Source organism: Microcystis sp. LEGE 08355 (genome assembly GCF_015207185.1).
Lineage (GTDB): Bacteria > Cyanobacteriota > Cyanobacteriia > Cyanobacteriales > Microcystaceae > Microcystis > Microcystis panniformis.
The window spans coordinates 1-7,474 of the sequence record NZ_JADEXI010000200.1 but is presented as its reverse complement, the minus strand read 5'-3'; the positions used below and the strand labels follow the sequence as shown (position 1 = coordinate 7,474).

Genomic DNA, 7,474 nt, shown 5'->3' with positions numbered 1-7,474 from the left:
CTGTGTAAGACAGTACATGGTTTTTTAACTGTGGTATGCGACGGTGGTGGAAGCAGAAACTTAAATCGTGAGGTTTAGGAATCGCCGCACTTTTAGGGCGGCGAGGATGTCAACTGCTGCTGATCGGTAGCGATCGCGATTATCAAATCTGGGTCACGCAGGATGCCCCCCCCTACTGAGGAAAGCGATTATCACCTATAAAACTCTACCCGGTTCACCCCAGTACACGGCAATATTATCCGACTGGAATTTTAATCCCAGTACACCCGCCGATACTTTCACTTTCCAACCGGGATCAGAGTCGATCCGTATCGAACTTCTACCCGCTAGGGATAATCAATCCCCGCCGTAAACCCCGTTCATAAAATGCGATCGCTCGTCGGTATTCCCCTAAATCAGCGTTTTGATATACTTTGAATATCTAACGAATTCGAGGTGGGATCATGAAGTCGCAGATTGGACGCTGGGGTAATTCTTTAGCGATTCGGATTCCCAAGTATGCGGTGGCGGCACTGAACCTCAATCCTAAGGACGTTGTTGAATGTTCTGTGGAAAACGGAAAGCTAGTAATTGAGGTAATTCAAGCTTTGCCTGAGTTAAGCCTCGAAGAACTACTGGCTGAGGTTGTTGAATCACCGGAGCCGGAAGTGGATTGGGGACAGCCAATGGGAGAGGAGGTTTGGTGACATACATTCCAGTTGCTCCAGGATGTTCTCAGAAGAATTAAGCCGATTCTGTTCTGATTGGGACATTCTCAAAAGTTCCAGAAGAGCGATATTAATTATGAACCCAACCCAGATTTATCAGGTCGTTCGCTTCTAATCGGTTTCTTCTTCATCAATAATTGCCGATCGATCTAATAATAATAAATCTCGCAGGCGATCGGTATCTAATTCGGTTAACCAATTTTCCCCAGCATCTACGGTTTGTTCCGCTAATTGTTTTTTGCTTTCGATCATCTCATTAATGCGTTCCTCTAGGGTTCCCGTACAGATGAATTTATGTACCTGAACATTGCGTTTTTGTCCGATGCGGAAAGCGCGATCGGTGGCCTGATTTTCTACGGCTGGATTCCACCAACGATCGATATGAAAAACGTGATTAGCGCGGGTTAAATTTAATCCTGTTCCCCCTGCTTTCAGGGAGAGAATAAAAATCTTTGGTCCTTGGGGATCATTTTGAAAGCGCTCGATCATTTCTACCCGATCTTTTGTTTTGGTAGAACCGGAGAGAAATAATATTTCCTCGGCTAATTTTTTCTGGAGATGGGTTTGTAGGAGTTTTCCCCACTCGGCAAATTGTGTAAAGATTAAAGCTCGATCTCCTTCTGCTATCACTTCCTCTACCATGGCTTCTAAGCGTAATAATTTACCCGATCTTTGACTGGTTTCTAAACTATTTTCTTTCAAAAAATGGGCGGGATGATTACAAATTTGTTTGAGTTGCATTAGCAAGGTTAAAATTAATCCATGTCTCTGAATTCCTTGGGTTTCTTCAATTTTCTGGAGCGTTTTCTCGACTAATTGTTGATAAAGTTGTCCCTGTTCTTTTGATAAACCACACAGGACATTCATTTCCTGTTTTTCTGGTAAATCTTCAATAATAGTTTTATCGGTTTTTAATCTCCTTAAAATAAAAGGACGGACAAGAGAACGCAAATTATGCAGGGATTCTTGATCGCCGTATTTTTCAATAGGAAGGGCAAAACGACGCTGAAAAAAGGCTTGAGTTCCTAAAAAATTGGGATTGAGAAAATCCAAAATTGACCATAATTCTGTCAGGCGATTTTCTACGGGAGTTCCCGTCAAGGCAATCCGAAATCCTGCGGGTATTTTTCGCACTGCTTGGGATTGTTTAGCCGTAGAATTTTTAATATTTTGAGCTTCATCTAAAACTAACCCTTGCCATTGTACTGCTTCTAAACTGGACAGATCGCGATAGATTAAAGGATAACTGGTAATAACAACCGATTTATTTTTTACCTCTTGAGCAAAAGCTTGACCTTTTAATCTTTTTTCGCCATGATGCACAAAAACCGTCAGGGTGGGAGCAAATTTTCTTAACTCATGTTCCCAGTTATTGACCACGGAAGTGGGAGCCACCACTAACACGGGATTAACTAACATATCCTCTTCTTTTAATGCTAGTAAAAAAGCGATTAATTGCGGGGTTTTTCCTAAACCCATATCATCGGCTAAACAAGCACCTAAACCCCACTTTTCTAGGAAAGCTAACCAACTAACTCCCTTGAGTTGATAGGGACGTAATTCTCCCCGAAATTCCTGGGGTGGGTTGATTAATTGAATCCCTTGATTGTTATTTAAATTATCAATTAATTCCTTTAAGGCTCCCTCTGCGTGGAAATTGACTACCGGCAGTTTAGCAATTAGATTATTATCTCCTGAACTCAAGCGCAGGGCATCTTCCACCGAGAGATTCAGGGGAGTGATGGTATTATTTAAAATTGCCTGAGCTGCTTTGACATCCGTAGGCTGTAGGATTAACCATTTGCCTCCCACTTCCACCACTGGCGATTTTTTCTCTAATAACTTATCAAAATCTTTTTTCGATATTTCCTGTTCCCCTACCACTAATTTAAGCTGAAAGTTTAATAAACTGGTTAGACTTAATCTTTCTCCTTTTTTGGGAGTTACACTGGCAGCAATCTTAATTCCTAATCTTTGTTCATTACTACCGGCAGTTAAACCCGTTGGTAAAATTACCCCTAATCCCTGATCTTGCAATTGCCAAGCGATCGAGCGAATAAACTGATAAACTTCGATCGAATCAAGAGAACATTCCTCCGGGTGTCTCTGCTCTAAACTAATTCTAATCGGTTCGTACAATCGCGCCGCTAGTCCCAGTCCTTTTAAGAGAATTTCCTGGGGATTATTGACAACTCTTTGATAACTATGATAACTTTCTTTGCCCTCTAACCAAATCAACTTGGCACTAATGATAAATTCGGGAGCATCTAACGCTTGTAAATAATAGGTAAGTTTCCACGCTGTTCCTAGACTGGGAGGTTGTAAACATAAACAAACACGGTATTGATTCTCGATTAATTGGCGATTATTGCCATTAACTAAACTTTCTTGGATAGGAAACACCCAGTTATTATAAGCATTTTCTAGACGCTGTAAATTCTTGGCTTCTAAAGCAATGTCATGATGATCACCGCTTAAAGATTGTAGCCAGGGTTTCACCATCAATGAGGGGGAAATATTAACAGTACTATCTATCTTTTGTCGCAAACGAGCATCGACAATATTTTTTAAGCAATCGAGAATAATTGTTTGTGGTTCGCTATTTTCTTGATAGGCAAGACAGACCGGGGGGATGGTTTGGACAAACTTAGCTAAACGAGTGCGATCGATGGTACTATCTAGCAGCGGATACCAGCAACTTTTACCTTGATTTATTCCTGCTAAAAATTTCCCCCTTGCTAATAAATCTAAACTCCAACGGTGCAAATACAGCCAAAATCGTAGATCATTGCCGATAAATTCGGCCTTAGCTAGGGGTAATTTTTCCCATAACTGTACTATCATCCCCGCAGAAAAAGTTAATCCCGATACCTGCCATGGTTGCCAAGACAAGGATTTAGCTGTGGGTTCGAGAATTTGCCCGGACAGCAGCGGTAAAAAAAATTTTTTCCTAGGGGGGGAATAACTAGGCAAACTGAGCTTGATTGATTCTGGAGAATAGCGGTTAAGCTGAGGGGAAAATTTCTCGATAAATTGGGCTAATGCCCCCGATTCTAGACAAAAAGGATGATTTTCCTTTGTTTCACTTAATTCCTTCCCTTGCCACTGTTCACCCCAAAGAAAAAAAACACTATCCTGCGAACGAATCAGCCAATTACCGTGTAGAGTAGTCATTATAAAATAGGGAAATTCCTCTAAAAAACCTGCTGTTGAAAAGGTAACAAATCTCGATTTTGTCGCTTCTTCTGACCTTAAGAGCCTCTAATCTCCTATTTTAGTGGACAAGGGCTGATTTCTCAAGCAAAATCTAGTTCAGCGATTAGCCCCGATCGCATGGTTATTATCAATAAGAATAAATAGAGTTCTTTTTAAACTATGTACAAATCGATCGCCTTAACCCTCGTCCTCAGTCTTCCCCTGAACTTCTCCCTAGTTGGTTATGGGGAAGATTTAAACCACCTACAGCAATTATTATCCACCCGAAAATGTCCCCAATGCGATCTGAGCGGCTCGGGGTTAGTGCAATCGAATCTAGTCGGGGCAAAATTAAATGGGGCCAATCTCGTCGGTGCTAATCTTAGTCAAGCTAATTTAAGTGGGGCGGATCTGAGTGGAGCAAATTTAACCGGTGCTTCTTTCTTTGGTGCTAATCTCACTGGAGCGAACTTAAGCGGGGCAATCTTGACGGGTGCGGATTTAAGGGGCGCTTATCTCAACAATGCTAACCTCGACAACACTAAACTAGACACTGCCTATGTGCAGGGTGCGGTGGGAATTCCCAGTAGTGCTGGTACTCCTGAACTATTCTACGGCCTAGGGATGGTGGAAGGAAAACAGGGACGCACCAGCGCCGCCATAGAAAATTTTAATAAAGCCTTGACAATTAACTCAGAATATGCTCCAGCTTATCTAGCCCGGTCCATGGCTCACTATCGTCTGGGACAAAATGCTCTAGCGGCCCAGGATGCTCAAATGGCTTCGACTCTCTTTCAACGGCAAGGTAATACCCCCGGCTACGAAGCAGCAGAGAATTTTATTAAAGGCATGGAAATCGCCCTAAAACCGAAAGAACAAGGTGGTGGCAACGCTCAATTAGACCAAATGGTGCAGGGGATTGGTTCTCTGCTCTTACAGTTTGTTTTACCCGCTTTGGGACTGTTTTAGTCCTCGTCCGCTGGCTCTTCTAAATGTTCCGAGACCGCGTAATAAAGGTCAAGGACATGATGATCGGCAAGACGATAAAAGACTCTCCGTCCCTGTTTTTGGTATTTAACTAATCTTAAGGCTCTTAGGGTTCTTAACTGGTGCGATACGGCCGATTCACTCATCCCTAAATCGTCGGCTAAGTCACAAACACATAATTCTTGTTTGGCTAAAAGCGATAAAATTCTGAGACGGTTGGCATCCCCCAAAAGGCTGAAAAATTCGGCCATTTTTTGGGCTTTTTCTAGTTCTAATCCCTGCAAGTGCTGGAATTTCGCCCCTTGGTGATGGGATTCCCCACAAACCGGTGCTATTTTCTCTATGGCCATGTTTTTTCCCGAGCGGTTTTAAGGAAAAGTTGAGAAAGGGAGGTATCGATCGAATCTTTAATGCCGATACTTGTCCCTTTCTCCCCAATAACTAAATTTAAACGCAACGACAGCCCTGGTGTCCACAGCCTTTCCCTTTAACGTGACCATCGGCACAAGCTTGGGAACAGTAGTATTGATCGTTTTCTTTGATGGCATCGGCGATCGATACTACACACAAACAGGATTCACAAGCACATTTCATCATGGTGACAGCGATCATGGTTACTACCTCTGAACTTCTTTACTGACTTTAGTATAACATCTGAACAGATGTTCATGGATTGAATAAAGTTAAATTTTTCTAAAACTCAGATGGGAAAGTTGAGGCCGTTATCTCAAGGATAAGGTGGGAAGTTCTCCTTGATCAGTTATCAGTGATCAGTTATCAGTGGGTAAGTTAACAGTTATCAGATGTGAGTTTTTAAGTGTGCAGTATTAAACAGGGTCTGCTGAAAAAGTTTATTGGTGGGGTTAGGAGTCAGTAGCCGGTAGTCGGTCGTCGGTCGGAGAAGTCAGAATAACAGAATGACCTCGCAGGTCTGGAAGCGGAACCCTCCGAAATCGAAGAGCGAAAGTGCCAGGGTTTTGAGTCCCTCGGATCGATTTCTCAACCTTTGTTTATTGCACTTTTTGGGCAAAAAAAGTCCCAAAACCGTTTTCTAGCAAGGCTTCCAGTAATTTTCAGCAAACCCTATATAATATAATCTAAGGTAGAAAAAAGTTAAATACTGACTAAACTGCCCAATTATAACAACTGAGCCGACAAATTCTGATGTTATTAGCATTAAAACAACTAAATGTTACCCCAGGCGATCGCCTGTTGTTAACTTCACTCACTTGGCAAGATTATGAAACAATTCTTGACGAATTGGGAGATCGACGGTCAATTCGTCTATCTTATAGTCAGGGAACTTTAGAAGCAATGACTCCTCTTTTTATTCATGAAAATACCAAAGTTTTAATCGGGGATTTGGTTAAAGTTCTCCTAGATGAATTAGGGTTAGACTATGAACCCGCCGGATCAACAACCTTTAAAAATCAACAAATGGATCAAGGAATAGAACCAGATGAGTCTTTTTATATCGAAAATTGTGCTGCTGTCAGGGGAAAAAAGCGCCTTGATTTGGCTATTGATCCCCCTCCCGATTTAGCAATTGAAATTGATATTACTAAGCGAACCCGATTTAATAATTATGAGCGATTGGGTGTTCCTGAATTGTGGCGATATAATGGAGAGAGACTGGAAATCAGTGTTTTGCAAGGATCAGAATATGTTGAATCTTCCCAAAGCCGACTATTTTCTCAATTTAATCTAATAGAAAAAATTCCAGAAACGCTACAAAATAGTCAAAAAATCGGTAGTGCCATGGCATTAAAACAATTCCGAATTTGGGTCAAGCAAACGCTTAATCCTTGACCTCAAATCAAGAACGAAGTCAGGGAACTGAGGTTTCCTACTGTCTTTTTACTGCTCACTGATTACTGCTCACTGATTGCTGTTTTTAGATGCAGAACGGCCTACCAGCGATCGCCAGCATCGTAAATTGTTAAACGTCCGACTCCTAGAGCTAATCCGGGAGAATTGTCCCCGGGGGGATAAGCAGTGATTCCAAACTGATAGATACCACCATAATCGGGATTGTGTACTGGTTTCAGACCGATGGAAACGGTATTACCGGGGGGGACAGGAGGATCAAAAATGACCGTAATCGTCTGAGTATTGGGGTCAAAAGTAGTGGATTTTAGGGTTAATTTTTCGCCTCGCTGATTGCGATCGCCAAGAAAAGCAAAAGTTTGATCGCCAAGAAAAGCAATAGTTTGAATATTAGGCTGCTGTTGTATAGTTACTTTGCCCAAGGGCGCCCCGAGGGACGGCGGCAGAGCAATGGTAAGATAGTATTTTGCTCCCCAAGCACGCACGGATTGGAAAGTAGCGGAGAAATTAACCAGAGTGGGAGAACTCTCAAAAAATATTCTGCCATCGGGAAATTGTCCTGCGAGAGAGACAGAAGCATCAAAAGCGAGTATAGCAATCAAAGCGAGTTTAGATAGACTTTCAGTCTGTTTTAAAGGCAAAAAAGGAATTATCAAGGTAAAAGCTACTATAAAATATTGATTGTCAAGGGCAATTATAGCAAATTTACTTAACCCCAAACCTTTGCCATTATCAGTGATCAGTGATCAGCTTTTTTC

General features: G+C 41.9%; 7 protein-coding genes and 1 pseudogene. 4 read left to right on the top strand and 4 right to left on the bottom strand.

The annotated features are described in order from the left end of the window. Nucleotides 1-113 precede the first annotated feature (113 nt). Nucleotides 114-352 (top strand): annotated as a pseudogene (locus IQ242_RS11790) (DUF2092 domain-containing protein); the annotation flags it as partial. 91 nt (nucleotides 353-443) lie between these two features. Continuing rightward, nucleotides 444-686, top strand: a complete 243-nt coding sequence (locus IQ242_RS11785) for an AbrB/MazE/SpoVT family DNA-binding domain-containing protein (RefSeq protein ID WP_193960102.1) — start codon at nucleotides 444-446, stop codon at nucleotides 684-686. 132 nt (nucleotides 687-818) lie between these two features. Here IQ242_RS11785 and IQ242_RS11780 read toward each other — a convergent pair whose 3' ends face one another. Then, nucleotides 819-3,881 carry a DEAD/DEAH box helicase gene (locus IQ242_RS11780; protein ID WP_193960101.1) on the bottom strand — a complete coding sequence of 1,021 codons (3,063 nt, stop codon included), beginning with the start codon at nucleotides 3,879-3,881 and terminating at the stop codon, nucleotides 819-821. Nucleotides 3,882-4,082: 201 nt separating this feature from the next. On the opposite strand from IQ242_RS11780, the gene IQ242_RS11775 reads away from it, so the two are divergent. Continuing rightward, nucleotides 4,083-4,871, top strand: a complete 789-nt coding sequence (locus IQ242_RS11775; RefSeq protein WP_193960100.1) for a pentapeptide repeat-containing protein — start codon at nucleotides 4,083-4,085, stop codon at nucleotides 4,869-4,871. Here the strand turns inward: IQ242_RS11775 and IQ242_RS11770 are convergent. Next, complete coding sequence (locus IQ242_RS11770) at nucleotides 4,868-5,239, bottom strand: metalloregulator ArsR/SmtB family transcription factor (protein WP_036402413.1); 372 nt, start codon at nucleotides 5,237-5,239, stop codon at nucleotides 4,868-4,870. The two genes, IQ242_RS11775 and IQ242_RS11770, sit on opposite strands and share 4 nt — an antisense overlap. A 97-nt stretch (nucleotides 5,240-5,336) precedes the next feature. Then, nucleotides 5,337-5,501 (bottom strand): metallothionein, encoded by a 165-nt coding sequence (locus IQ242_RS11765; RefSeq protein WP_193960099.1) that lies wholly within the window; start codon nucleotides 5,499-5,501, stop codon nucleotides 5,337-5,339. A gap of 552 nt (nucleotides 5,502-6,053) precedes the next feature. Between IQ242_RS11765 and IQ242_RS11760 the strand changes: the two genes are divergently transcribed. Further along, nucleotides 6,054-6,698: a Uma2 family endonuclease gene (locus IQ242_RS11760; protein WP_193960098.1), complete on the top strand. Its 645-nt coding sequence runs from the start codon at nucleotides 6,054-6,056 to the stop codon at nucleotides 6,696-6,698. A 101-nt stretch (nucleotides 6,699-6,799) separates the two neighbouring features. On the opposite strand, the gene IQ242_RS11755 is transcribed toward IQ242_RS11760, so the two are convergent. Then, nucleotides 6,800-7,372 (bottom strand): DUF2808 domain-containing protein, encoded by a 573-nt coding sequence (locus IQ242_RS11755; protein ID WP_193960103.1) that lies wholly within the window; start codon nucleotides 7,370-7,372, stop codon nucleotides 6,800-6,802. Nucleotides 7,373-7,474 lie beyond the last annotated feature (102 nt).

Excerpts from the sequence above, each read along its gene's own strand:
- IQ242_RS11775 (WP_193960100.1), top strand. The coding sequence starts at position 4,083 with ATGTACAAATCGATCGCCTTAACCCTCGTCCTCAGTCTTCCCCTGAAC.
- IQ242_RS11785 (WP_193960102.1), top strand. The coding sequence starts at position 444 with ATGAAGTCGCAGATTGGACGCTGGGGTAATTCTTTAGCGATTCGGATT.
- IQ242_RS11770 (WP_036402413.1), bottom strand. The coding sequence starts at position 5,239 with ATGGCCATAGAGAAAATAGCACCGGTTTGTGGGGAATCCCATCACCAA.
- IQ242_RS11765 (WP_193960099.1), bottom strand. The coding sequence starts at position 5,501 with ATGATCGCTGTCACCATGATGAAATGTGCTTGTGAATCCTGTTTGTGT.
- IQ242_RS11780 (WP_193960101.1), bottom strand. The coding sequence starts at position 3,881 with ATGACTACTCTACACGGTAATTGGCTGATTCGTTCGCAGGATAGTGTT.
- IQ242_RS11760 (WP_193960098.1), top strand. The coding sequence starts at position 6,054 with ATGTTATTAGCATTAAAACAACTAAATGTTACCCCAGGCGATCGCCTG.